The 25,232-nt window shown below is 44.7% G+C and carries 25 protein-coding genes; 8 read left to right on the top strand and 17 right to left on the bottom strand.

The features are described 5' to 3' along the window. Positions 1–32: 32 nt before the first annotated feature. Genes ACQ31U_RS04935 through ACQ31U_RS04965 form a run of 7 tightly spaced genes read right to left on the bottom strand, consistent with a single transcriptional unit; the run spans position 33 to position 7,976 of the window. Complete coding sequence (locus ACQ31U_RS04935; RefSeq protein ID WP_431053973.1) at positions 33–989, bottom strand: sugar kinase; 957 nt, start codon at positions 987–989, stop codon at positions 33–35. Positions 990–998: 9 nt separating this feature from the next. Continuing rightward, on the bottom strand, positions 999–2,402 hold the full coding sequence (gene uxaC, locus ACQ31U_RS04940; protein WP_431053974.1) for a glucuronate isomerase: 1,404 nt from the start codon (positions 2,400–2,402) through the stop codon (positions 999–1,001). A gap of 13 nt (positions 2,403–2,415) precedes the next feature. Next, the gene (locus ACQ31U_RS04945) at positions 2,416–3,840 is read right to left on the bottom strand and encodes a mannitol dehydrogenase family protein (protein WP_431053975.1); all 1,425 of its coding nucleotides are present in this window, start codon (positions 3,838–3,840) and stop codon (positions 2,416–2,418) included. Beyond that, positions 3,837–5,189: a glycoside hydrolase family 28 protein gene (locus tag ACQ31U_RS04950; protein WP_431053976.1), complete on the bottom strand. Its 1,353-nt coding sequence runs from the start codon at positions 5,187–5,189 to the stop codon at positions 3,837–3,839. The genes ACQ31U_RS04945 and ACQ31U_RS04950 overlap by 4 nt, the downstream gene beginning before the upstream one ends. 9 nt (positions 5,190–5,198) lie before the next feature. After that, entirely contained in the window at positions 5,199–6,503 is a 1,305-nt protein-coding gene (locus tag ACQ31U_RS04955; protein ID WP_431053977.1) for a TRAP transporter large permease, read from the bottom strand. Further along, entirely contained in the window at positions 6,493–6,990 is a 498-nt protein-coding gene (locus ACQ31U_RS04960) for a TRAP transporter small permease (protein WP_431053978.1), read from the bottom strand. The genes ACQ31U_RS04955 and ACQ31U_RS04960 overlap by 11 nt, the downstream gene beginning before the upstream one ends. A gap of 23 nt (positions 6,991–7,013) precedes the next feature. After that, positions 7,014–7,976, bottom strand: coding sequence for a TRAP transporter substrate-binding protein (locus ACQ31U_RS04965; protein ID WP_431053979.1), 963 nt, complete (start codon positions 7,974–7,976; stop codon positions 7,014–7,016). A gap of 248 nt (positions 7,977–8,224) precedes the next feature. Between ACQ31U_RS04965 and ACQ31U_RS04970 the strand changes: the two genes are divergently transcribed. From ACQ31U_RS04970 to ACQ31U_RS04985, 4 genes are read left to right on the top strand one after another with little or no spacing between them, the layout of a single operon-like run. After that, positions 8,225–8,947 carry an FCD domain-containing protein gene (locus tag ACQ31U_RS04970; RefSeq protein ID WP_431053980.1) on the top strand — a complete coding sequence of 241 codons (723 nt, stop codon included), beginning with the start codon at positions 8,225–8,227 and terminating at the stop codon, positions 8,945–8,947. A 43-nt stretch (positions 8,948–8,990) separates the two neighbouring features. Further along, positions 8,991–10,175 (top strand): mannonate dehydratase, encoded by a 1,185-nt coding sequence (uxuA, locus tag ACQ31U_RS04975; RefSeq protein WP_431053981.1) that lies wholly within the window; start codon positions 8,991–8,993, stop codon positions 10,173–10,175. Positions 10,176–10,217: 42 nt separating this feature from the next. Further along, on the top strand, positions 10,218–11,087 hold the full coding sequence (locus tag ACQ31U_RS04980) for a DMT family transporter (protein ID WP_431053982.1): 870 nt from the start codon (positions 10,218–10,220) through the stop codon (positions 11,085–11,087). Between the two features lie 56 nt (positions 11,088–11,143). Continuing rightward, complete coding sequence (locus ACQ31U_RS04985) at positions 11,144–11,794, top strand: bifunctional 4-hydroxy-2-oxoglutarate aldolase/2-dehydro-3-deoxy-phosphogluconate aldolase (protein ID WP_431053983.1); 651 nt, start codon at positions 11,144–11,146, stop codon at positions 11,792–11,794. Positions 11,795–11,886: 92 nt separating this feature from the next. Here the strand turns inward: ACQ31U_RS04985 and ACQ31U_RS04990 are convergent, their stop codons facing one another. Then, entirely contained in the window at positions 11,887–12,144 is a 258-nt protein-coding gene (locus tag ACQ31U_RS04990) for a type II toxin-antitoxin system RelE/ParE family toxin (protein ID WP_431053984.1), read from the bottom strand. Between the two features lie 3 nt (positions 12,145–12,147). Beyond that, positions 12,148–12,300 (bottom strand): hypothetical protein, encoded by a 153-nt coding sequence (locus ACQ31U_RS04995; protein WP_431053985.1) that lies wholly within the window; start codon positions 12,298–12,300, stop codon positions 12,148–12,150. A 198-nt stretch (positions 12,301–12,498) separates the two neighbouring features. Between ACQ31U_RS04995 and ubiA the strand changes: the two genes are divergently transcribed. Then, complete coding sequence (gene ubiA, locus ACQ31U_RS05000) at positions 12,499–13,365, top strand: 4-hydroxybenzoate octaprenyltransferase (RefSeq protein WP_431053986.1); 867 nt, start codon at positions 12,499–12,501, stop codon at positions 13,363–13,365. Positions 13,366–13,420: 55 nt separating this feature from the next. On the opposite strand, the gene rpoH is transcribed toward ubiA, so the two are convergent. Continuing rightward, positions 13,421–14,263 (bottom strand): RNA polymerase sigma factor RpoH, encoded by an 843-nt coding sequence (gene rpoH / locus ACQ31U_RS05005; protein WP_431053987.1) that lies wholly within the window; start codon positions 14,261–14,263, stop codon positions 13,421–13,423. A 202-nt stretch (positions 14,264–14,465) separates the two neighbouring features. Continuing rightward, on the bottom strand, positions 14,466–15,314 hold the full coding sequence (locus ACQ31U_RS05010) for a LysR family transcriptional regulator (RefSeq protein WP_431053988.1): 849 nt from the start codon (positions 15,312–15,314) through the stop codon (positions 14,466–14,468). A gap of 121 nt (positions 15,315–15,435) precedes the next feature. Here ACQ31U_RS05010 and ACQ31U_RS05015 point away from each other — a divergent pair, with 121 nt between their 5' ends. Then, positions 15,436–16,053 carry a LysE family translocator gene (locus ACQ31U_RS05015; protein ID WP_431053989.1) on the top strand — a complete coding sequence of 206 codons (618 nt, stop codon included), beginning with the start codon at positions 15,436–15,438 and terminating at the stop codon, positions 16,051–16,053. Positions 16,054–16,307: 254 nt separating this feature from the next. Here ACQ31U_RS05015 and ACQ31U_RS05020 read toward each other — a convergent pair whose 3' ends face one another. Beyond that, positions 16,308–17,255, bottom strand: a complete 948-nt coding sequence (locus tag ACQ31U_RS05020) for an alpha/beta fold hydrolase (protein ID WP_431053990.1) — start codon at positions 17,253–17,255, stop codon at positions 16,308–16,310. Positions 17,256–17,381: 126 nt separating this feature from the next. Continuing rightward, positions 17,382–18,491: an aspartate-semialdehyde dehydrogenase gene (gene asd, locus ACQ31U_RS05025; RefSeq protein WP_431053991.1), complete on the bottom strand. Its 1,110-nt coding sequence runs from the start codon at positions 18,489–18,491 to the stop codon at positions 17,382–17,384. A 173-nt stretch (positions 18,492–18,664) separates the two neighbouring features. Here asd and ACQ31U_RS05030 point away from each other — a divergent pair, with 173 nt between their 5' ends. Both ACQ31U_RS05030 and ytfE read left to right on the top strand, forming a co-directional pair. Continuing rightward, positions 18,665–19,414 carry an SDR family NAD(P)-dependent oxidoreductase gene (locus ACQ31U_RS05030; protein ID WP_431053992.1) on the top strand — a complete coding sequence of 250 codons (750 nt, stop codon included), beginning with the start codon at positions 18,665–18,667 and terminating at the stop codon, positions 19,412–19,414. A gap of 170 nt (positions 19,415–19,584) precedes the next feature. Then, positions 19,585–20,256 (top strand): iron-sulfur cluster repair protein YtfE, encoded by a 672-nt coding sequence (gene ytfE / locus ACQ31U_RS05035; RefSeq protein ID WP_431053993.1) that lies wholly within the window; start codon positions 19,585–19,587, stop codon positions 20,254–20,256. 370 nt (positions 20,257–20,626) lie between these two features. Here ytfE and ACQ31U_RS05040 read toward each other — a convergent pair whose 3' ends face one another. From ACQ31U_RS05040 to ACQ31U_RS05055, 4 genes are all read right to left on the bottom strand, one after another. Next, positions 20,627–20,974 (bottom strand): transposase, encoded by a 348-nt coding sequence (locus tag ACQ31U_RS05040; protein ID WP_431054279.1) that lies wholly within the window; start codon positions 20,972–20,974, stop codon positions 20,627–20,629. Positions 20,975–21,106: 132 nt separating this feature from the next. Continuing rightward, positions 21,107–21,613, bottom strand: a complete 507-nt coding sequence (locus ACQ31U_RS05045) for a GNAT family N-acetyltransferase (protein WP_431053994.1) — start codon at positions 21,611–21,613, stop codon at positions 21,107–21,109. A 12-nt stretch (positions 21,614–21,625) separates the two neighbouring features. Further along, entirely contained in the window at positions 21,626–23,329 is a 1,704-nt protein-coding gene (gene narQ, locus ACQ31U_RS05050; protein ID WP_431053995.1) for a nitrate/nitrite two-component system sensor histidine kinase NarQ, read from the bottom strand. A 187-nt stretch (positions 23,330–23,516) separates the two neighbouring features. Then, the gene (locus ACQ31U_RS05055; protein ID WP_431053996.1) at positions 23,517–25,220 is read right to left on the bottom strand and encodes a hypothetical protein; all 1,704 of its coding nucleotides are present in this window, start codon (positions 25,218–25,220) and stop codon (positions 23,517–23,519) included. Between the last annotated feature and the right edge of the window lie 12 nt (positions 25,221–25,232).

The raw sequence follows: 25,232 nt of genomic DNA on the forward strand, positions 1-25,232 counted from the left end.
GCTTGTTTTTTAATAAAATTAGAAAATTTATTTCATATGAAGACGATCGAATGTTTCGGCATTGCTGCCAACGGGATAATTGCGCCGCGGTGTTGAATCACCGTGCCGGCCAGTTGGTGTCCTTGCCGCACCGCACTTTGCACCTCACCGCCGCATAAGCGTGCCGCCAAATAACCGGCGCTGAACGAGTCGCCGGCGGCGGTGGTGTCGATCACCTTTTCGGCGGCAATGTTATTGGCGGCGATGTCAACGCGTTGCCGCTGCACGGCGACAATGCAACTGTCTGCGCCGCGCTTAATCACGATTTCGTTCACGCCATAACCCTGCGTGCGCGCAATCACCGTTTCAACCGCACTTTCACCGGATTTACCGCCCCAAAGTGCGGTTTCATCGTCAAGGGTTAAAAAGGCAATATCGCTAAGCGATAAGATTTGTTGATACGCCTGCTGTGCGGTTGCCACATCTTGCCACAGGCGCGGGCGGTAGTTGTTATCGAACACCAGCTTGCCGCCGTTGCGTTTAAATTCGGCTAACAAGGCGTACAGTTTTTCTCGGCTTGCCTGATCCAAAATCGCCAGACTGATACCGCTGAGATAGAGATAATCAAAGGTTGCCAATTGTGCCGTAATCGCCGCGCTGTCGGTGGTTTGCAGCCAGTAACGCGCCGCCGAATCGTTGCGCCAATAATAGAAACTGCGCTCGCCTTGCGGATCGGTGACAATCGAATACAAACCGGGCAATTTGTCCGCCAAGATTTGCACCAACTCGGTGCGAATGCCTTCTAGCTGCCACTGCGCCAACATCTGCCGGCTGAACGTATCTTGCCCAAGTGCGGTTACATAATGGATTTCAGCAGCTTGATTTTTCAGCAAGCGCGCCAGATAAACGGCGGTATTCAAGGTATCGCCGCCGAACGCCAATTGCGGTGGCTTTGCCTGTTTCAGCGACAGCTCGATCATACATTCGCCGATAATTGCGATTTTTTTCATAGTATAACCCTATTTAAAATAACCTTTGGCGTTGTTGAAACAGATGTTTTTCACCATGTCGCCCAACACATTGAGATCATTCGGCGCTTCGCCTTTTTCCACCCATTGCCCCAACATTTCACACAAAATACGGCGGAAATATTCGTGGCGGGTGTAGGACAAGAAACTGCGCGAATCGGTCAGCATACCGACAAATTGGCTTAACAAGCCCAATTGCGAAAGTTGTTGCAGTTGGCGCTCCATGCCGTCTTTTTGATCGTTAAACCACCAGCCCGAACCGAATTGGATTTTTCCCGCAACGCCGCCGCCTTGGAAATTGCCGATCATACTGGCGATCATTTCGTTATCGCGCGGGTTAAGGCAATAAATAATGGTTTTCGGCAGGCAATCGTTTTGGTCTATCGTGTCGAGCAAACGCGAAAGCGGTTCGGCAAAAGTGCGGTCGGCAATCGAATCAAAACCGGCATCTGCACCCAACAGCTTAAACATGCGCGTATTATTGTTGCGCAACGCACCGATATGTAATTGCATTACCCAACGACGTTGGTGATATTGCTGTGCCAGCCACACCAACACCGCCGTGCTGAACCGGGCGATTTGTAACTCGCTCAACGGCTGATTATCACGCCGCAATTGTAAAATCCGATCCAGCTCTTTTTCTGTCGGAATCGGCGCGAAACGCAAGATTTCAATGCCGTGGTCGGCGGATTTGCAGCCGTGGCGGTCAAAATGATCCAAGCGGTTCAATAGCGCCTGTTGTAAATCGGCAAAAGTGACGATCTCAATATCGCTGACCGCACCCAGCTGGGCTAAATAGTCGTTAAAGTGCGGTAATTCGATCTTGAACGCCTTATCCGGACGGAAACTCGGCACGACTTCGATATCGAAGGTCGGATCAGCGGCAATGGCTTGATGGTATTGCAAACTGTCAATCGGATCATCGGTTGTGCCGACCAATTTGACATGCATTTGTTGCATAATGCCTTGCGCCGAGAAACGGCGATCTTGCAGCATTTCATTGCATTGTTGCCAAATTTTGTCGGCATTTTGCAAATTAAATAAGGTATCGCGAATACCGAACGGACGGCGCAGTTCCAAATGCGTCCAATGGTAAATCGGGTTGCCGATACACAACGGCACGGTGCGCGCCCACGCCAGATATTTTTCATAATTCGAGGCATCGCCGGTGATCAGGCGTTCTTCCACCCCGGCGGTGCGCAAGGCACGCCATTTATAGTGATCGCCCTCCAGCCAGATTTCGCTCAAATCGTTAAATTGGCGGTTTTCCGCAATCTCTTGCGGATTGAGATGGCAATGGTAATCAAAAATCGGCTGTTGCGCGGCGTAATCGTGGTATAAGCGGCGTGCAGTTTCGTTTGACAGCAGAAAATCTTCACACATAAACGGTTTCATTTTTAGCTCCTGACTAGTGTTGCGCTAACGCCAAATACTCGGCAACCGCTCGGCGTGCGCCGACATCGAGTAATTTTTGGTATGCCTGTTTCACTTGTGCCACAAAAATCGGATTTGCCGCCAGTTGCGGTGAGAAAATATTGTCTAGTTGCAACAATTCATCGACCACAGCCGCATTCAGACCGCACTTGGCATAAATCGCCGCAAATTGTGCGCTCATCGGGTCTTTTACCTCAATCGGCTGTTGCTGTTCATCAACGCCGCTGATATAGCGCATCCAAGCGGCAACCGCCAAAGCCAATAACGGGAACGGTTGCTGTTGTTGCAAGTGATAGCTGATCGATTCCAATAAACGCGGCGGCAGTTTTTGACTGCCGTCCATCGCAATTTGCCAAGTGCGGTGTTTCAAGCCCGGATTGGTAAAGCGTTCGATCAGCAAGTCGGCATAGCGCGCCAAATCCGTGCCTTGCGGCATATTCAAGGTCGGCGCTTGTTCTTGCAACATTAACCGATGGGCGGCAGCGCGGTAATCACTGTCATTCATAGTGTCGGAGATATGTTCGTAACCGCCGAGATAGCCCAAATAGGCTAAAAAGGAGTGGCTGCCGTTCAGCATACGCAGTTTCATCTGTTCAAACGGACGTACATCTGCCACCAATTCCGCGCCGACCAACTCCCATTGCGGACGACTGGCAACAAAATTATCTTCGATCACCCATTGTTTGAATTCTTCACAGGCAATTGCGCACGGATCGTAATAACCCAGAATCTCGGCGATTTCCTGCAAGGTTTCATCGGTTGCCGCCGGGACAATCCGATCGACCATGGTGCAAGGAAACGTTACGTTCCGTTCAATCCATTGCGCCAGTTCCGTGTCGATTTGGTATGCCAATCCTAAAACCGCACTTTTGGCAATATGCCCGTTTTCCATCACGTTATCGCACGACATCACGGTGAAAGGCGCGAGATTACGCTGCTTACGCCGCCGCAACGCTTCCACGATATAACCGATCGCCGAACTCGGCTGTTGCGGATTAGCCAGATCTTGTTGGATCAACGGATTGTTTAAATCCAATTTGCCGGTGGCAAGATCGGTGCAATAGCCTTTTTCGGTGACGGTTAAAGACACAATCGCAATCTGCGGTTCTGCCATTTTTTCTAGAATAGTATTAATACTATCTAACTTAGGATGAAAAGCATCATAAATGGCTCTAACTTTCTTTAGAGTATTTTTATTTACACCTTTTTCAAAAACATGGTATTGCAAATTCTGCTTTCTTAATTTTACGATTGGTTCAAGCCCTGCCATTAAATTTACTTCATAATAGAGCCATTGAATTTCACTCTGTTGATTTGTTTCATCCATATATACGCCTTGATGAGCCTTATGGAAAGCACCAAATCCAAGATGAATCATTCTACTGCTCGAGATGTTCATAAAATTTCCTCACCGTCTTTGTAAAATTGAATTGTTTTATCACTCCATTTTTGAACATTTTCTCTAGAAAAGTAGCAATTATTAATACTTATACTATCCTTACTAATTCCATTTATAAAAATAGCAGGAATTCCATTTGGATATTCAAAAACCCCCCAAGGTCTTGACTCCCCCAAAGGAATATAGTAGGCATTATTCATTCCATTATTATCATATTGATTTGGGTTGCATGGAGGTCTTATATCATATGTTCCCCTGTTTTTATTTTCACTTACTACTTGGCATTGATTGATGTTATTGAAAAATATTTTACTCGCTTTATCATTAGGTTCTGAATGAATATTAATAGCGCCTTCAGATATAATATTAATATTATTAAATGTTACATTATTGATTTGCCCGCAATGTATATTATTTGGATCTCTTTTCTTGACGGAAATAAAAATTGGATCAGCTTTTCCCCAATGGCAATCTAATGTAAATTTAGTAGTAATCGACATATCTGATATTGTAACATTATTTATACAACCTCCATCCCTTGTCACTAACGATATTCCACGATTTGAATTTGATATTATACAATTGTTAAATTTAATATTGTTAAAGTTATTATAACTCTCGGTTCCAATCTTTAATGCTGAGCTATGTGATTCAATAATACAATTACTCACAAGTATATTTTCACACGGAGTATCTATTTCTTTTGATTTTTCACTAGTTTTAAGACAGATGCCATCATCGGCAGTTTTTATATAACAACCTTGAATATTGAAATTAGAACATCCATCTATATCTATTGCATCTGTATTAGTAAATCTAAAATCATTAATAATTTTTATATTATTAATATTTCCAATCCGGCATGATATACAATGTACTGTCCACATTGGTGCATCTTTTATTGTAAAATCTTCGAGTAAAATATTTTCACAACTTTCAAAAATAATTGTTCTTATTCTCGATCTATTCGGCATTCTATAACCTAGCTCATCTACATTAGTTGAATGATAGAATGGTGCATTACCATTTATCAATCCTTTACCTAATATACCGATATTATTTTTATTTTTTGCAAAGATAAAACCTAAAAAAGATTGTTCTGCCATAACAGAACTTTTTGCATTTTTAAAATCATTATAATTTGAACTTGCAATTATTTCAGCACCAGGATCCAGATACAAATAAACATTATCTTCTAAACAAACATTTCCAACGAGATATTTACCCGCCTCAATATATAATACTCCACCTCCTTTTTTATTTAAATCAAAAATTGCTTGATTAAAAATGTCAGTATTCAATTTAACTCCATCTCTTGATGGACTATATTCAGATAAACTAATATACATATATTACTCCTATATTAATCCAAATAGTCTAGGAAGGAATAAAGAAAACCAAGGTATGTAAGTAACAAGAAATAATGCGACACATACTAATAAAAATATTGGAAGCAATGGTCTCAAAACTTCATCAATAGAAACTTTAGCAACACTACATCCTACAAATAAAGCACTGCCTACAGGAGGCGTAAAATTCCCAACACACAAGTTAAATGCTATCATTACCCCAAAATGAATAGGATCCATCCCTAAAGACACCGCAATTGGAAAAAATATAGGGGTAAAAATAAGTAATGCCGGTGCAACGTCCATAAATGTACCAACAAATAATAAAATAATATTCATAATAATAAATATGACATATTTATTATCTGACATATTAATCAATATTTCACTAATGCTCTCTGGTATAGATAGAAATGCCATAGCCCATGACATAACACCTGATGCTGCAATTAAAAATAAAATAGTTCCAGATACATAGGCTGATTCTATAGCAATAGGAAGAATATCTTTTACTTTTATTGTTTTATATGCTAGAGACAATATTAAAGCATAAGCTACTGCAATAGCCCCTCCCTCTGTTGCAGTGAAAATTCCAGCAACAATTCCACCAATAACAATAATAATCATTGCAAGGCTTGGTATCGATTCTATTACTACTCTAATTGCTTCTTTACAATTTTTAGTCTCTTCTGTTGGATAGTTATATTTTTTAGCCACAAAATATGCATATATCATCACTGCAAGTCCCATTAAAATTCCTGGTATATAGGCAGCAATAAATAATGTTGCGACTGAAGCACCTGTCATCAACGAATAAATAATAAACATTCCTGTAGGAGGAATAAGCAACCCCGTTGGAGCAGAAGCAATATTTACAGCCGCACAAATACGTGGATCATAATTTTTCTCTCTCTGTAGTGGTCCCATAAAACCACCTACAGCAGAAGCAGCTGCTACTGAAGAACCACATACACTTCCAAATAGCATATTACTAATTACATTAGCATGTAATAATGATCCTGGTATTTTACCACCGATCAACAAGGCCAAATTGACTAATCTCCTTGCTATCCCACCTTTATTCATTAAATTTCCAGAAAATATGAAGAAAGGTGCTGCTAATAATCCAAAACTATCAATTCCAGAAAACATTTTTTGACTTCCAGTATATAAAACCATATCAGTTGGAAGTTCGAAAAATAACGTTATTATACTAGCCAATAGAATGCTGATAGAAATTGAAATTCCGATAGCTAACAAGATTATAAATGTGCCAAAAAGCACTAGACTTATATATATTAATTCAGCATCCATAATTTCCCTCTCTTGATTCCTCAATTAATATTAGCAAATTGCAAATACAAAGAAACAATATTAACAATCCTGAGACAGGAATAATAGCATATATTAGACTCATAGAAATTCCTAGTGTTGGTGAATATTGAGAAAAACTAGATACTACAAAATGGTAACCTCCATATATCGACGATATTAAAATTGTGATACATACAACTGTTATTTGTATAACTTTCAAATAAAAATAATTCTTAGGATTTAATTTATTTTCCAGTAGTGTAATCGAAAGATGAGTATTTCTTCCAAAACAATATGTTGCTCCAAAAAAACCCATCCATATCATCAAATAACGTAAAGCTTCTTCTGTATTAGTACTAGGAGAGTTCAATACATATCTAGAAACCACTTGCCAGACAGCTATTATTGACATAGCTATCATAAGCAATCCAGCAAAAGTACTACATGCAACCTCTACTTTTCCCTTTAAATATATCAATCTATCCATTTAAACTCTCCTTAAATTAAAAGTTATAAATCCTTTATTTTTTCCACTATATCTTTATCATTTTGTGGTAAAGAATCATACATAGGTTTTACTAGCTCACGGAATGGTTCTTTATTGACATCATTGAAATTAACTTTCATCTTTTCTTGAGCGATTTTATATGCCACTTCCATGTCTTCAACAAAAAGTTTATCTTGTAAAACCCAAGATTCTTTTAACGCTTGAATAACTTGATTACGTTCATCTTCGTTTAGTTTTTCATATGATTTTTTGCTGATAACAACCACATCCGGAATTAGAGAATGCTCATCAAAAGAAAAATATTTAGCAACCTCGCCATGACTTCCGTTCGTTAATACCGTTATTGCACTTTCAGCACCATCAAGAACACCTTGCTGTATTGCACTGAATACTTCTGAATATGCCATTGGTGTTGCTTTTGCACCTAAATGATTGACCATATTAATTGCTGTGGTATCTCCCATAACTCGAATTTTTAATCCATCAAGATCAGCTGGTGTATGAATAGGTTTAGATTTTGTATAAAAAGAACGGAATCCATTTGTATAAAATGTAATACCAATCATCCCATCATCATCAATCGAATCTAAAAATTCTTTTCCTACTGAGCTATTAGCAAAACGTTTAAAATGTTCCATATCATTAAATAGATAAGGCATTGATATAATTGAAAACTGAGGTTTGAACTGACTTAAATTTGAAGTAGAGACCCTACCGATATCAATGATACCTTGTTGTAATTGCTGCAAAACTTGTACTTCATCACCGAGTACTCCATTGGCATATACTCTCGCCTTTACCTTGCCCTGCGTCCGTTCAGATATTTTTTTCGAAAAATCCTCCAATGCTCTTACCGTAGAGTCATCTTTACTATGGTTATCAGCAATCTTGAGCGTTAAAGCATGAGTTACATCACTGAAAGCTAAAAACATAAGTGACATTAATGTCATAGTCATTTTTTTCATAACTTTTTCCTTATATAAAAGAGTAATAAAATATTTAGATACTGCCATTCATATGCTTCAATATCACTCTACAAGATTCATAAAGCTCTCGTAAAGTTGTCGATGAATTTTTAATAAAATTTGTGATCCAGATCTAAAATTATCAAAAATAAACCATAATTATTTATTAAATAAGTAATTTTTATTGAACCTTAAATTCTAAATCAGTATGATTAATAATATAAAACTGATCAATGAATTTATGAGATATGAAAAAATATATAGAAATTGGCTTGGATATTATTAATCAAATATCTGACGGAAAATTTAATATTGGAGATAAATTACCGACAGAAAAGATACTTATGGCTCATTATGGTGTTGCGAGAACCACTATCAGAGAATCCATTACCATGCTTGAAGTTGGAGGTTATCTAGACATAAGACAAGGTTCAGGTATGTATATAGCATCTCTAAAACCAAACGGGTTATTGACTGGAGATAGTAGTTATATTGATTTAGAAATTGGTCCATTTGAAATGCTGCAAGCACGACAAATTTTAGAAAGTAATATTGCTCACCTTGCTGCCAGAAAAGCTACAAAATCTGACATAGTAACACTTAAAGAAATTCTTGTATTAGAACGCCAAAATGTTGAACACGGTAATTTTGAATATGATACAGATTTAATGTTCCATTTATCAATAGCTAGAGCAACTCATAACCTTGCTCTGGTTGATATGGTCAAAGACATATGGCAACGCAGACAAAGAAGTATGAAATGGAATGAATTACATCGGAAAATCAATCATAAAGACTATCGAAGTGATTGGTTATCGGATCATCAGGAAATTTATATGGCTCTTCAAAGAAAAGAACCAGATTCTGCTTACGAAAAAATGTGGACACATTTAGAAAATGTAAAGAATAGGTTATTTGAACACTCTGATATTGATGATCCAAATTTTGATGGATTTATTTTTAGAGATTAGTAACTAAATAAGATAGTAAAGAATAGGAATAGGAAAAATAAAAATGGAACAAACATGGCGTTGGTACGGACCGAAAGATCCGGTTTCGTTGGCGGATATCCGCCAAGCGGGGGCGACGGGGATTGTGACCGCACTTCACAATATTCCGAACGGGCAGGTGTGGATCATTGAGGAAATTGAGAAACGCAAACAGGAAATCGAACAAGCCGGGTTGGTGTGGTCGGTGGTCGAAAGCGTGCCGGTGCATGAGGAAATCAAAACCCAAAGCGGGCAATATTTGCAGTGGATTGAAAATTATCAGCAGACCCTGCGCAATTTGGCAAAGTGCGGTATTGATACGGTTTGTTACAACTTTATGCCGGTGTTGGATTGGACGCGCACCGATTTGGCATACCAATTGCCGGACGGTTCAAAAGCGTTACGCTTCGATCAAGATGCCTTTGCGGCGTTTGAGCTGTATATTTTGCAACGCCCGGGGGCAAATGAAACTTACAGCGCAGCCGAACAGCAAGCGGCAAAAGCCTATTTCGATCAAATGAACGAGCAGGATATTCAGCAATTAACCAATAATATTATTGCCGGTTTGCCGGGGGCGGAAGAGGGTTACACCCTTGCCGAATTCCAACAACAGCTGGATCGCTATCAAGCTATCAGCAAGGAACAATTCCGCCAACATCTGGCATTTTTCTTGCAACAGATTATTCCGGTGGCGGAAGAAGTCGGGATTAAAATGGCGATTCACCCTGATGATCCGCCGCGCCCGATTTTGGGCTTGCCGCGCATTGTGTCCACTATTGAGGATATGCAGTGGTTTGTCGAAACCCAGCCGCTGGCGGCAAACGGTTTCACTATGTGTACCGGTTCTTACGGCGTGCGTTCCGACAACGATTTGGTGCAGATGACCGAGCAATTTGCCGATCGGATTTATTTCGCGCATTTGCGTTCTACTTGCCGCGAAGAAAATCCGCTGACGTTCCACGAAGCTGCGCATTTGGAAGGCGATGTGGATATGTTTAATGTGGTCAAAGCCTTATTGAGCGAAGAATACAAACGCAAAGCCGCCGGTAACCCGCGCCTGATTCCAATGCGACCCGATCACGGACACCAAATGTTGGACGATTTGCGCAAGAAAACCAATCCGGGCTATTCTGCCATCGGTCGCTTAAAAGGGTTGGCCGAATTCCGCGGTTTGGAGCTTGCCTTAAAAAAAGTGTATTTTAACCAATAAGGTGATGATTGGGAGAGTTTCTCAATACCGGCAATTGATGATATGCAAAACTACCTCGGGCAAATTCTGATTTTCATCGTGACGCTGATCGGCGCCTCGGGGTGGTTTTTATCAAAAAACGCGATTGCGGAAATGCCGTCGGTCGGCTTTATGGGGCTGCGTTTTTTAACCGCCGCCTTGATTTTTCTGCCTTTTGCCCATCGGCAGTTATATCGCCTGAAGAGAATTCAAATTCTCAACGCAAGTGCGGTTGGCATTGCCTTGGCGCTTAACTTGTTTCTGTGGGTGCAGGGGATTACTTACAGCAATGAGTTGGGCGAAGGGGCATTTTTAGTTAGCCTTGCCATGCTGATTGCGCCGTTGATTTCATGGCTGCTTTTCAAGCAACGCCCGTTGCCGGTGTTCTGGCTTTCAATGCCGATTGCGCTGGTCGGTTTATATTTTTTAGCCATCGGTCGTTATGGCGGGCTGCGTTTTTCCGGCGGCAGTATCCTATTTTTACTCAGCTCACTATCAGCCGCGTTCTATTTCGTATTGAATCATCAATATGCCAAAAATATTCCGCCGATGTCGCTGATTACGATTCAATTCGCTATTGTCGGCATAGTATGCAGCGGCTATTCAATACTAGCCGAAAGCTGGCAAACGACAATTTCGTTCAACACCTGGCTCTGGTTTCTTGCCAGCGTGTTGCTCGCCAGTAACTTACGTTATTTTGTGCAAACCATCGGACAAAAGCACTGTAATATTAGTACGGCAGCGATTATTATGGTATTGGAACCGGTTTGGACACTGATGTTAAGCGTGTGGTTAATGGACGAGACCGTCACCGTGCTTAAATTGCTGGGTTGTGGCTTGATTCTCTGTGCACTATTGGTTTATCGGTTACGTCTTATCCGCAAAGCAGGGTGAAATTTAAACAATCATTCTCTAATTAGAGATCATTATTAACAAAAGGAAATAGTATTATGTCATGGAAACTCCAACCTAGTGCGGTTTTCGCCGCGTCACCGCTGGTGCCGGTGATGGTAATCAAAAATTTGGACGACGCGCTGCCGATGGCGCAGGCGTTGTTGGACGGCGGGATCAATGTGTTTGAAATCACGCTGCGCAGTGCAGTTGCACTTGATGCAATCAAGCTGATTAGCGAGGCTATGCCGCAAGCATTGGTCGGCGCGGGAACCGTGATTTCACCGCAACAATATGATTCGGCGGTGGCGGCCGGTGCGAAATTTGTGATTTCGCCGGGGGCGACGGTGTCGTTGCTGAAACACGCGTTGCAAGGCGAGGCGCCGTTAATGCCGGGAACATCAACCCCGTCGGAAATGATGACCGCACTTGAGTTGGGTTATGATCACCTCAAATTCTTCCCGGCGGAAGCCAACGGCGGTGCGCCGGCGCTGAAAGCGATTTCCGCACCGTTGCCGCAGCTGACATTCTGCCCGACCGGCGGCATTAGCCCGAAAAACGTTGCCGACTATGTCGCCTTGGATTGCGTCGCCACCGTCGGCGGCTCGTGGATTCTGCCGAATGAGGCGATTGCCGCCGGAAATTGGCAACAAGTCACGCGCTTAACCCAAGAAGCAGTGAGTTTTATTCGCGGCTTAAGAAAGTCATAATTGGACAAAAAAGCCGCAATCTGTGAGGATTTGCGGCTTATTTGGCTGTATTGCTTAAATTTGAGGATATTGTTGTTTCGCCAATGCGATATTCAAAATATGTAATTCATCTTCTTTACTGTTTTCAACGATCCGATACACAATTCGGTATGTACCACCGCGCGGAAATAACTCTCGGACCCCTCGACAATGCCAACCACGCCCATTAACGGCTGGGTTAGCGCAAGTTCGATGGTTTTGTAAATCTCCGTGGTTATTTTCTCCGCACTTTCAATACTGACATAACTGGCAATATTATAATAAATCGTTAAAAAATCGTCTTTGGCATGTTCAGAAATAACTAATCGCATGGGTTACGCCGTTTTCTTAAACACTTTATCGGTATAATGTTTACGTGCCAGATTCACCACTTCGTCCCAAGTGTATTTTTTGCCGCCTTGATCCAAATTATCGATACTTTTTTGTACTTTTTCAGTCAACCATTTTTCATATTCTTTATTCATCATCTGCCCCGATAATCAATGAACGTTGCTGAAATTATAGTCTATCTGCCCAGTGCTGACAACGCATTCATATTAGGTTATCACCGCCGGCAGCACCGATAACGCTATGCCAGCCTACCTGTTTTGAGGTAAGATAACACCATCTTTTATCATTCTTTTTTAAGACCAGTATACGGTCTAACCGTACTACGATTGTGTAACATGTCGAATTTATTTATCCGAAAACTGCCGGCTTATGCCCGTTTAATGCGTCTCGACCGTCCGATTGGCACTTTATTATTGCTGTGGCCGACCTTGTGGGCGTTATTTTTGGCGGCGGACGGCGTGCCGGACTACCGCACTTTGCTGATTTTTCTGTGCGGCGTAGTCTTAATGCGGGCGGCAGGCTGTGTGATCAACGATTATGCCGATCGCCACATTGACGGCAGCGTCAAGCGCACTGCCCATCGTCCGCTTGCCACCGGTGAAGTGAATGAGAAAGAGGCGAAAATCCTGTTTTTTATTCTGACCGCACTTTCCTTTTTATTGGTGCTGAATCTGAATGGTTACGCCATTTTACTGTCGTTTATTGCGGTCAGCTTGGCATTTGTCTATCCGTTTATGAAACGCTACACCCATTTGCCGCAATTTGTGTTGGGTGCGGCGTTCGGTTGGTCGATTCCGATGGCATATGCCGCCGTGAGCGGGCAATTGCCGTTGATTTGTTGGTTGCTGTTTGCCGCCAATTTACTCTGGACGGTGGCGTATGACACCCAATATGCGATGGTGGATCGCGACGATGATCTGCGGATCGGCGTCAAATCCACTGCGATTTTATTCGCACAATTTGATAATAAAATCATTGCGTTACTGCAATTTATCGCATTGGTGCTGTTTATTGCGATCGGCTATCTGTCAAATTTACACCCGGCTTATTATGCCGCCCTTGCCGTCACCGCACTTTGCTTTGTCTATCAATGCAAACTGACGCGCGAGCGCACGCGGGAAGAGTGTTTCAAGGCGTTTCTCAATAACAACTACTTTGGCATGGGGATTTTTATTGCGTTGTTATTGGGGATTTTTCTATAACGCAGGCAACAAAAAAGCCTGTCACATCAGACAGGCTTTTCACGCTTTCAATCGTTTAAAAATCAACGGCGACTTTTAATTTTTTCAGCGCGTTGTTTTCCAACTGGCGCACGCGTTCGGCGGAAATATTGTATTTCGCCGCCAAATCCTGCAACGTGGCTTTATTGTCATCCAACCAACGGGAGCGGATAATATCCAAGCTGCGCTCGTCCAAACTGTCCAAGGCTTCGTTCAGCTGTTCGGTGGCTTGGCTTTCGTAGTTTTCTTGTTCCAATTCCAGGGCGAAATCAGAGCTTTTATCTTCTAAATATAACGCCGGGCTGTAAGTCTCTTCCGCGTCGTCGCTCGGCAGGTCGAACGCCATATCCTGCCCGGTCATGCGCGATTCCATCTCTTTCACGTCATCAACCGACACGCCCAATTCATCGGCAACCATTGCCACTTCATTTTCATTAAACCAACCGAAACGCTGTTTGGTTTTACGCAGGTTGAAGAACAGTTTGCGTTGCGCTTTGGTGGTCGCAACTTTGACAATCCGCCAGTTGCGCAGCACATATTCGTGAATTTCGGCCTTGACCCAATGCACCGCAAACGAGACTAAGCGCACGCCCACTTCCGGATTGAAACGGCGCACCGCTTTCATCAGCCCGATATTGCCTTCCTGAATCAAATCCGCTTGTGGCAAGCCGTAGCCGGAATAACCGCGCGCAACATGGATCACAAAACGCAGATGGGACAGAATCAATTCTTTTGCCGCGTCCAAATCCTGTTGGTAATACAAACGCTCCGCCAACGCCTTCTCTTCCTCTGCGGTCAGCATCGGATATTGGTTGGCGGCACGGATATAGCTTTCCAAGTTGCCTTGAGGAACAAGCATCATTTGCATTTCTTTCGTCATCGCATTCCTTCTTTGTTTATTCAGTTAATCACTTGTCTTGCTGTGCGTTGTTGCACGACCTGCTTATGATAAACGAGGCGTTAGTTATAGCACAAATTACGCCGAGTTCAAAATTCCAGACCGCACTTGCTGTTTCAGACCAGTTGTTTGGTAAAAAATTAGACTAAATTGTCAGCAAATAGTTCAATAAAGATTGAAAAATTCAACGATTGTTGAGCATTTCCGCCTTTAGCCAATGCAACAAAACCGCACTTTTGCCTTGAGCCAATGGCGTTTGCGACAGCAGATAATATGCCGAACCGTCGCCGATAAAGCCGTGCGGCGCGTGTAAAATACCTTGTTCGATTTCGGCTTCGACCATAAAACGTGAAGCAATCGCCGCGCCCATGCCGGCAATCGCGGCTTGAATCGAGAGGTAAAAATGCTCGAAATAGCTGTCCTCTTGCCATTCATTAAGCGCGAAACCGCTGAGCCTTTGCCAATCCTGCCACGCCTGCGGACGGGTGTGGGTGTGCAAACGGCGATGTTGTTTGACTTGCAAATGCTGTACCAAACCCATTTGCTCATCGGCAATTTTTTTCGCATACAGCGATTTCGCCCACTGGAAATCGTTACGCCGAATTGCCAAATCAATCGCTTGCCGCTCAAAATCGACTGCACCGCCGGCGGCCAAAATCACCGGATTTAAGCCGGTTTGCTGTTGCAGCGCACTAATACGCGGAATCAGCCATTTCATCGCCAAAGTCGGTTCGCACGAGATCACCAAATCCTGTTGCTGGCGGGTTTTGATCTGCTTAACCGCACTTTCCAGCTCGGAAAACGCCGTTTGGCAATGCTGATACAACATCCGTCCGTTGTGCGACAACAGCAGATTGCGCCTCTGTTTCAGCAGCAGCGGCTCGCTGAAATGGTGTTGCAACAGCTTCAACTGTTTGCTGACTGCGCCATGAGTCACGTGCAACTGTAATGCCGCCGCACTCAAACTACCGCACTTGGCGACAAAATAGAAATATTTAAGCGCGTTCAACGGCAGCTTGGCTATCTGTTCCAAAATCTCACACCTTAATGACAATATTTCGATTTTCTTCTGTTAAAAATCAGGCAAAATATAAACAAAAAACAACAAACCCTATTTTTCAATCTTAATCTAAACGGAAATTATCTCAACCATTATGCACGAACTTCTTGCGGTGATCACCATCACCATTCTCGCCGTCATCAGCCCCGGCGGCGATTTCGCCATGACCACGCGCAACAGTTATTTATACGGCAAACGTGCCGGTATCATCACTGCCATCGGCATTGCAAGTGCGGTTTGGGTGCATGTCGGCTACACCTTGTTAGGCGTGAGTGTATTGTTGTTGCAATCGCCCAGCCTGTTTCATCTGGTGAAAACCTTGGGCGCGTTGTATTTGATTTATATCGGCTTTTCCACCTTTCGCCACCGTCCGGCTGCGTTTAATCTAGAAAGTGAAAGTGCGGTGCTCAGCGATCAACAGGCGTTTAAAAACGGCTTTATCACCAATGCCCTCAACCCGAAAACCACGCTGTTTGTGCTCAGCACCTTCACCCAAATCGTCAATCCCAATACGCCGTTGTGGGTGCAGATTAGTTACGGGGCGTTTATGTCATTGGCGCATTTGCTTTGGTTCGGCTTGGTGGCGGTGCTGCTCTCAGCCCCGACGATTCGCCAACGTTTGCTACAACGGCAAGTGATTGTTAATCGGGTGATCGGGGTGATTTTATGCTTGTTGGGATTGATGTTGTTACTGTCATCGGCGAGAAATTAATACAAAGTGCGGTCAAACCGCACTTCAGGCTAATGACAAAGTCTTTTTCTCTAATCATTTCCCTCCCCCCGTATACGGAGGGAGGTGTCCGAAGGACGGAGGGAGGCATAAAGAATGTTAAAAATGAATATGTTACATTTTCATATTCCCCTCCCTCCCATTTTTCTTGCGAAAAATAGTACTCCCTCCGCATGCGGAGGGAGAGAAGTCAGTTTGTCAGCAATCTCAAGTGCGGTTTAAACCGCACTTTGGAATTAATCTGTTAAAAACGCCGCAATCTTATCAAACGCCGCTTGGCGAATCGCGTCGCGTTCAAACAGAATTTCGTGTTTGGCGTTTTTCACCACTTCATGCTGCAAGCGGCTAAATAATTTGGCGTACTTTTCAATTTGCTGATTCGAGACGATCAGCTCTTTTTCCGCTTGCAGCACCAGCACCGGGATTTTAATCTTGCTGATCGCACGCGGTAATTTTTTAAACTGGATAATGCACTGATGTACCCAGCGAAAGGTCGGCCCGCCCAAATGCACTTCCGGATAACGGCGGTTAATCCGGTTCATCCATTTCATGCGGGTCTTGCAAAAACTGAGATCGTTATTGTCCGGATTGACCGGTTGATAGGCGGTTCTGCCGAAAATATAACGTTGATCCTGTCCGAGCAGCACCATGATATTCACCACCAGTTGTTCCCAAAACGGGTTTTTCAGTGGTAGCGCAAACAGCGGCGCACTCAAAACCAATTTGTCGATCTGATGCGGATATTTAGCCAGATACAGGGTTGCAATTAATGCCCCCATCGAGTGCCCCAGCACCAACTGCCGTTGATAGGCATGGCGCTGGTTGACTTGGTGAATCGCCGCGTCCATATCGTCCAAATAATACTCAAACCGATCAATATAGCCTTTGTCCGGATCGGGCAGCAGCCGTTGCGAATAGCCTTGTCCGCGGTGATCGAAACTCAGCACGTCAAAACCGAGCTGATAAAAATCATAAGCGATTTCCGACCATTTTAATAAATTCGCACTGCGACCGCTGACCAAAATCATCAAGTTACGCGGAATAGATTCCGTCGCCGGGTGTTCAAAAAAACGGTACGCGATTCTACAGCCGCGCTGCCCGTCAAAATATTGCAGCGGAAACTGTTCGACAAAGGGTTTCAAGGTTCTTAAAGCAAACTGCCCAAAGTGCGGTTCTCGTTCCATTTGATGACCTGTCGTATTAGCAAAAAGATAAGGCGGGAGTTCCCGCCTTAGGGTATTTTTCTCTCCCTCCGCGTGCGGAGGGAGTACCATTTTTCACTAGAAAAATGGGGTAGGGAGGGAAACGATTTACGCCACCAATTGACGCAAAATGCGACGCAACGGTTCAGCCGCGCCCCATAACAGCTGATCGCCGACGGTGAATGCCGCCAGATATTCAGGCCCCATATTCAGTTTGCGCAAACGTCCGACCGGAACGCTCAAGGTGCCGGTGACTTTGGTCGGGGTCAGCTCGCGCAGGGTACTTTCTTTGTCGTTCGGAATCACTTTCACCCACTCGTTATGCGAGGCTAACAGTTGTTCGATTTCCGTCAACGGCAGAGCTTTTTTCATTTTAATGGTGAACGCCTGACTGTGGCAACGCAGCGCACCGATACGCACGCACAAGCCGTCGATTGGAATCGGGCTGTCGGATAAACCGAGGATTTTATTGGTTTCGGCATAGCCTTTCCACTCTTCTTTGGTTTGTCCGCTGTCGAGTAATTTGTCGATCCATGGAATCAAACTGCCCGCCAACGGCGCACCAAAGTTTTCAATCGGCAAATCGCCGCGCATTTTGTCGGCAACCGCTCTTTCAATCGCTAAAATCGACGAAGCCGGGTTGTCCAAATCGGTTTTCACCACATCGCGCAATTCGCCCATTTGCACCAGCAATTCACGCATATTTTTCGCGCCGGCGCCGCTCGCGGCTTGGTAAGTGGCAACCGAAACCCATTCCACCAAATCTTTTTCAAACAAACCGCCCAATGCCATCAACATCAAGCTGACAGTGCAGTTGCCGCCGACGTAGGTTTTCACGCCTTTCGCCAAACCGTCGCGGATGACGTGTTGGTTGACAGGATCCAACACGATAATCGCGTCTTTTTCCATACGCAGGGTAGAAGCGGCGTCGATCCAATAACCGTTCCAACCTGCCGCACGCAGTTTCGGATAGACTTCATTGGTGTAATCACCGCCTTGGCAGGTGACGATAATATCCAGCGCTTTCAATTCGTCAATGTTAAAGGCGTCTTTCAACACGCCACTGTCCTTGCCGCCGAAGCTCGGTGCTTTTTGTCCGGCTTGGGAGGTGGTGAAAAAGACCGGGTTAAGCAAGGCGAAATCTTGCTCTTGTTGCATACGATCCATTAAAACCGAACCGACCATTCCGCGCCAACCGATAAAACCTACGTTTTGCATATTGTTTCCTTATTTTTTTGATGTTGTGTTTTAATTTTCTACTCTAATTAATTACAACATCACTTCAATAAAAGCAACTCTTTTAGCAAAAATTTTTACCGTGCCAATGGACAGCAAGCCGCTTTTTGTTATAGTAAAAATCATTACGCATGCAAATAGCAGAGGGGGTAACCATGTTAGCTTTAATTACCGGCGCCAGTGCCGGCTTTGGTGCGGCAACCGCACGTTTATTGGTGCAACACGGACATCGGGTGATCATCAGCGCCCGTCGGCAAGATCGTTTACAGGCATTGCAACAGGAGCTGGGCGACAATTGTCTGGCGCTGGCATTTGATGTCTGCGATCCGGCGGCGGTGCAAACCGCACTTCACAGTTTGCCGCCGCAATGGCAAGAAATTGATTTATTGGTGAATAATGCCGGTTTGGCGCTCGGTGTTGCCGCCGCACAGAACAGCCGCTTGCAAGATTGGCAGCAGATGATCGCCACCAATATCGGCGGTTTAACCACCTTGACCCACGCCATTCTGCCCGGCATGGTGGCGCGCAACCGCGGGCACATTATCAATCTCGGCTCGATTGCCGGCGATTATCCCTATCCGGGCGGCAATGTGTACGGCGCGACCAAAGCCTTCGTCAAACAATTCAGCCTCAACTTGCGCGCCGATTTGGTCGGCACGGCGGTGCGGGTCAGCAATGTCGAACCGGGTTTATGCGGTGGCACCGAGTTTTCCAACGTGCGTTTCTATGGTGACGGCACCAAAGCCGAAGCCTTATACGCCAATGTGGATTATCTGACCCCTGACGATATTGCCGCCACCATTGTTTGGATTGCCGAGCAACCGTCACACGTCAATATCAACCGGATTGAAATCATGCCGGTAGCGCAAGCGCCTGCCGGCTTAACCGTGAAGAAAAAAGTTTAAATCCTTCTGACCGCACTTTGCCATTTTGATAACGCAAAGTGCGGTATTGCCTACCTCGTTTCAGGTATTCGATTTGATATAGATCAAAAGATGAATTAAAAATACGGCTTTTATCGTCAAAATACCTTACTATTTAACTCAACTTTTATCCTAACGAATACGAGGAAATTATGTCATTTCAAGATAAAAAACTGAGCGAATTGGCGATTGCCATTCCGGGCGCCACCAAACTGTTGCGCGAATATGATTTGGATTTTTGCTGCGGCGGCGCCAACACGCTTGGCTTTGCGGCAAACGTGAAAAATCTGGATTTGGCGGCGATTGAAAGCCGTTTAGCCGAACTGGCAGCGCGGCAAGACCTCGGGCAGGAGCAGGATTGGACGCAAACCGCTTACCCGGAAATTATCGCCCATATCATCGCCCGCTATCATGATCGCCACCGCGAACAGCTGCCGGAGCTGATTGCGATGGCGGAAAAAGTGGAAAACGTGCACGGTGATCGCGCCGATTGCCCGATGGGCGCGTCGGCGGTATTAAAAGAGATTTATGCCGAACTGAGCCATCATATGCAAAAAGAAGAACAGATTCTGTTCCCGATGATCCAAGCCGGGCAATATGCGATGGCAAGAATGCCGATCAAAGTGATGGAGCATGAACACGACGACGCCGGACAACAAGTGGAAGTGCTGAAATCCCTGACCGACAACGTCACCCCTCCGACGGACGCGTGCAACACTTGGCGCGCGCTCTACAGCGGCATTAACGAGTTTATCGACGATTTAATGCACCATATTCATCTGGAAAACAATATTTTGTTTCCAAGAGTGGTGAATGAGGGGTAATTGTTATTCGGCAACACTTGACCCATGCCCTCGAAAGAGGGCATTATTACCTTTAATTCATTAGAGGAATATGTCATGAGAATAACAGACGAAAAAAGCCCTGCTGTCTGCTCACGGATTAGATGACCAACTCTTTAATGATGATGTCTATGATTCCATCGTCATGTCATTAATCAATGCGCATTTGTCTCAACTTGAAGATATTGCCGATCTGCGCGCGCATAGAGAAGATGTCAAAAATGGTACGGTGGAATATACCACTATGGACGAACTCGAACGGGAGTATGGGGTATGACGGGCAGCAAAACGTTATATACACTGTGTTGCCGACAAAACGTTTCAAAAAATCATTAAAACGGATTGACCGTAGTCAAGTCCCTAAAATCTTAGCCGCATTGAAAGATGAAGACTTTAGACCCTCCCCGAAAACACACTGCAGCGTTAAAATCCTACGCGGTGAACTAGGCGCTTGAAGTCGGGCAGTATAGTATTTTCCTTTTTCATCAGGATGAATAGTTCTTAGAGAACAATGATATTTATCGACAAGTTGTTTATAAGTCTGTTTTCCAAGCGTGTAATCAAGCCAAATTTTATTGGAATTCAACTTATTTTTTAGGGTGAATGTTTTATTGCACGTCAGGCATTTATAGCGTTGAATATGGTGATAAGTGCCATATTTCTGAATAGTTGATTTTGAGCAAAAAGGACAATTTTTTATTCATATTTCAAAAAAGTGGGTTAAAGCCAGTGACTATAAGGCGTTAACCTACTTTTTACCAACAATTTTGTCTTGTATATCCCAACTCACTTATAATAATGAAGCATATTATTTACAGCTACTATGCCTATTTCATTCCGTTTGGTAACCCAACAACAGCAACGTTTCTTTATGCTGCTGCATATCGGCGATATTCGGCAGTTCGCCCCATTGCTGAAAACCGCACTTTTGCAGCACGCCGACGCTGGCGGGGTTGCCTTTGAACACAAAGGCGAGCAGAGTGGAATAATGCAGCGGTTGCATTTGCTGTTGTAAAAAACGTACCACTTGCGTGCCAATTCCTTTGCCCTTGGCTTGGTTATCCAGATAAAAACTGGCTTCGGCGGTGATATCGTATGCCGGTCGCCCGTAAAACGGCGACAAGCTTGCCCAACCGATCAGCTGATCTTGCGTATTTCGCACCGCCCAAATCGGGTGGCGCACGCTATTGCGGTGAAAGTCAAACCACGCTTGCCGGTCGGCAACCGATATCGGGGCTAAATCGGAGGTGATACGGCGGCTGGCGATAGTTTGGTTATAAATCGCCACGATTTGCGCCAAATCTTGCGCTTGGGCTTTTTCAATCCGAATGGTTGTCATGTGTAATCCTTGTTATTCCACGTCGTCCGCCAACAATAAACTGACTTCGGTGCCGCCGCTGGCACGACGCGCAATGGTCAAATGCGCATTCAACTCTTGCGCTCGCTCCTGCATGATATTCAAGCCGTAGTGCCCACTTGGTTCCGCCAGTGATGGAATGCCGACACCGTTATCGCGAATAATCACGGTGTTTTCGCCGTTGTCGTTACTGCGCGCAATCACTTCAATCAGCGTGGCGTGGGCGTGTTTAATGCTGTTCAGCACCGCCTCACGCACAATTTGCAGTAAATGAATCTGTTGTTGCGCGTTTAGCAATTGCGACGGTAACGCACAATCCAGCGTGATTTGCGCTTCGGAACGGGATTGCAGCGAATCGATCACCTCCTGCAAGGCAAGTTTCAAGTTCGACTCGCTGACGGTCAAACGGAAAGTCGCCAACAGCTCGCGCAGTTGGGTATAACCGTCGGCAAGTGCGGTTTCAAATTGGTGCAGAATATTCAAACTTTTCGCCGCCCGCTCCTCGCTCAGTTCCTGCAAAATACTGCGGCGTAGCAACGTCAACTGGATTTGCAGATATGCCAACACTTGTGCCAAGGAATCATGCAATTCACGCGCAATAATCGAGCGTTCCTGCATTAAAATTAAGTGTTGTCGCTGGCGCAACAGCTGATAGGAATGCAATGCCCGCCCCAACATCTGCGCAATATTTTCAATCGTACGCAGGTCAGGATAGGCTGCGCTGCGCTGCCAATTCAGGCTACCCAGATTCTGATCGTTAATCGTAATCCGCGTGGTTTGCCAGTTTGTTGCGCTATCTTCTTTGCCCACTTCCAGATTAAACATCTCGTTCCCATTCGCCACCAAGCGCACGACTTGCAAGCGTTCGTTTTGTTGCAACAATTTCAGCACGGTGGTCAGATTTTCACGGGTGATTTCATGCAGCGTCAGCTGTTGTGAGGAATAATACAGCATGGATAAAGTGCGGTTAATTTGGGTCAGACTACGGGTTTTCTGACTAACTTGTTCCTCAAGCGAAAGGTAGAGTTTTTGCAGCTGTGCCGCCATTTGGGTGAAACCGCGTGACAGCTCGCCCAGCTCGTTATCGCTGTCAATATCCAGTTCAATGTGCTGAAACTGGCTGTTCTGCACCTGCCGACTGGCGGTGGCCAAGCGCTGCAACGGCGCCACTACTTTTTTACGGCTGTAGCTCAACAGATAACCGCCCAATACCAACATCAGCAGCAAACTGAACAGGTTAGTATAAATCGCAAAACGGATACGCTGCTCGGAAAACTGTTGCAGCACCGACACGAAATTGTCGACTTGATCGACATAGGATTCCAAATTCTGCTGATACAATCCTGCCTCCCCCTGTCGCAAATAACCCGCCATCACCTGCCAACTTGCCAGCAAAGTGCGGTAGGCATTCTGCACCGAATCCGGCACATAAAACCGCTCCAAATTCATCAGTGTCGGCGTCTGCAAACTGGCTTGATAAGTCTGAATCCCATGCGTCAGCAACTCCGGCTGGTACTGCATTTCATACAGCAAACGGTAGCTCTGCATCCGCAGCGAACCGGACACATTGATCATCTCGGCATCGGAATGGTTGCTGATCATAATCAGCGTGGTCACGCACACCGACAAACCGGACAACATGATAATCATCACCAAATAATACGCCAAACGCGACGTTACGGATTTTTTGATTTGCATGACAAAACTCCTTGAGGGGGATTGGGGTATTATAGGAGGTAATCTGAATAAAAACAAAAAACCCTTAAATCAAAACATTTAAGGAGAACTTGGTGTGAAATAGGTTGATCAAATATTTTGTCATAAAAATCTGCACCCTAGTCAGTTGGTTTTGCAGTCTAACTTTTGGGGTGCAGATTACTGAATATTACTGCAACACCGATTCTAAATGAGCTCCGGCAAAGACATAGCCTAACGTCTTATCGTAACGCAGGGAAAACCGAGAAAATAGCAGCAGGAAATTCTCGCCTTGCAGCAGCAAAAACTGATCGTTAAGCGGTTGCAATTCTTGCTTAGGATATTGGGTTTTCAATGCAAAGCCGTTTTTTAGCAAAATTTGATTGATAAACCCGTTTAAATCGACTTCAAAATGGATCCCGTGTTCTGCAAATCGGTAGCGATATTTCGCCTCTGCCACTGTGTCGCTATCGAGCGAGTAATCGACACTCAGCATTGTTTGGTAAGGGTGTTTTAAGGTTATCACCCTGACATTTTCACGGTGATAAAAGTGTAGCGTTTGTATTACGTTCGGCGCAATTTGGGGTGTATCTTCACTCGCACCGGCTAATTCAGGAAAATGTTGCCCGTAACGCGCATTTATCTGTCCACGCCGTGCATAGATCCAATTTAAATTGCGCGCCTGAGTGGATAAATTATGATAATCCTGTCGTTGCTGCTCGGAAAAACCGGCTTGTGCGGCGGTGTCGGGCAGCGCTTTGATTTTGCCCTGAGCATCCAATAAATCGAATTGCTGTAACTGCCGATCAAACCTTGCCAATTGGTTGTCGAAGGCGATTTCCTTCGGATTCAACACCCAGCCGAGCAAAATAATCGTCAGCGCAATCAAGCTGGCAAAAGTGCGGTGTTGACCGTTGAATGTGCGCAAGGATAACGCAATAAACAGTGAAATTAACACCGTCAAGGCAAGCAGATAAACCCGCACTTCGGTCAGTCCGTAGGCGCTCAACCGTTGATACACCGCAAACCACAACAGCGCCAAAGGCAGTAAGGCAATCCAGCCGAAGATATGGTAAAAACCTTGCCATTTTGGCGAGGTTTGCAGCAGTTGTACGCTTTTTAACGCGAGTCCGAGCAACAAATACGGCAACACTATATAGCTGATTTGCCCCTGTGGCATTTCACCCAGCAGGACAATGCGTGCGCTGTAGAGATACAGCAGCAGACTATAAATGATGAGTGTCGGCGAAAGTACGAAATTCAACAACAGTTGCCCGAAATGCCCTAGCTCGACTTGTTCCGTGTCCTTATTCTGCTCAAATAGCAAAAAGAACAGTGGGAAGATACTGAAATAAGTAAATGGCAGTATTCGCTGAAGTATGCGGTCAAACGGCAGATCCAGATTAAACAGCAATTCAACACTGCCCAGTAATGCAAAAAACAGCAGCAACCCGATCGCGTTAATCAGCCAGGCTTTGGCAATATTCAGTGCCGTTTGCAGAAAACGGGTGATAAAAGTGCGGTTTTCCTGTGCCCAACCGCGCGCCAGTAAACACAGCAATAACAGCAGTTGCAACGCCGCAAACCGGCGATCCTCCAGATAATCCTCCAATATCAACCCGTTATTCAGCTGCCAAAACAGCACTAACGGCACCATCACCGCCGTCAGCCAATAAGCGATTTTATAGCGATGGAGTAAATAACTCAGGGCGAAAAACGCCGGTGCAAACAGCCAATAGCGCAACAAATCTCCGCCTTTAACGTCAAAAAGATCAAAAAACAGAAATGGTAGGGAAAACAGCACCATCCACAGCATTTCCAGCGGATATTTTTTCGCCAGCGGCCATATTTGCGCAAGCAAATCGGTCAAACGGGTTTTGAGTTTTAATATCATCTTGTTAATTTA

Origin of the sequence: Testudinibacter sp. TW-1, from assembly GCF_050613185.1 — a bacterium.
Classification (GTDB): domain Bacteria; phylum Pseudomonadota; class Gammaproteobacteria; order Enterobacterales; family Pasteurellaceae; genus Chelonobacter.